The organism is Pseudomonas protegens, assembly GCF_003732485.1.
In the GTDB taxonomy this organism is placed as follows: Bacteria; Pseudomonadota; Gammaproteobacteria; order Pseudomonadales; family Pseudomonadaceae; genus Aquipseudomonas; species Aquipseudomonas protegens_B.
Genome location: NZ_MOAK01000086.1, coordinates 566,316 through 567,275, shown reverse-complemented (window position 1 = coordinate 567,275; position 960 = coordinate 566,316). Strand labels below are relative to the sequence as shown.

Below are 960 nucleotides of genomic sequence, written 5' to 3'. Positions count from 1 at the left end.
AGCAGATGTCGGCTCTCAATTCACTGGGTATCACCGCCGGCAGCAACCTGGCCGTCGCCCCGCAGCGCGCTCGCAGCGGTCGCAGTCTGCTGGCCAGCGACAGCCAGATCGGCGCCTGGTACTACGTACAGATCCGCGCCCCGAAATATCAGGCGGCTGGGGCCTCGATCGCCGGTTTACCGGCCATTCTGCAAGGGTTCAACGGCAAGTTGGCCTGGAGCATGAGCTCGGCGATGGGCGACAACCAGGACCTGTTCCTGGAAAAGCTCAAGCGCCAGGGCAATGCCCTGTACTACCAGAACAACGGAAAATGGCAGCCGGTCATCGTTCGCAACGAGACCTACTTCGTCAAAGGCCAGCGGCCGATTCGCGAAGCGGTGTACGAAACCCGCCACGGCCCCCTGCTCAACAGCACCCTGGGGATCAACGCCAACAATGCCCTGGCCAGTGGCTACGGCCTGGCGCTGCAAATGCCGGAGCTCAAGGACGACAAGAGCCTGGATGCTTTCTTCGATCTGTCACGGGCACAGAATGTGGAAAAGGCCTCCGACGCTAGCCGCGAGATCCGCGCCATTGCCCTGAATATGGTCTATGCCGATGCCAGCAACATCGGCTGGCAGGTCACCGGGCGCTTCCCCAACCGCCGCGAGGGTGAAGGCCTGCTGCCCTCTCCCGGTTGGGACGGACGCTATGACTGGGATGGCTACGCCGACCCGATGCTCCACCCTTATGACCAGGACCCGGCACAAGGCTGGATCGCCACCGCCAATCAGCGGGTGATCTCCCGCGGTTACGGCATGCAGTTGTCCAACTCCTGGGAGGCGCCGGAGCGGGCCGAGCGCATCGGCCAATGGCTGTCGGCCGGCAAGCAGGACAACCGCAGCCTGATTGCCCTGCAATACGACCAGACCACCCTGTTGGCGGCCAAGTTGAAGAAAGTGTTCGAAGCGCCGGGCATGG

1 protein-coding gene is annotated in these 960 nt (G+C 63.2%); it reads left to right on the top strand.

Features of this window, described 5'->3' with window-relative positions; translation table 11 throughout:
- Nucleotides 1-960 (top strand): penicillin acylase family protein (locus BLX41_RS36635; RefSeq protein ID WP_259745393.1); only part of this gene is annotated, 960 nt, incomplete at both ends.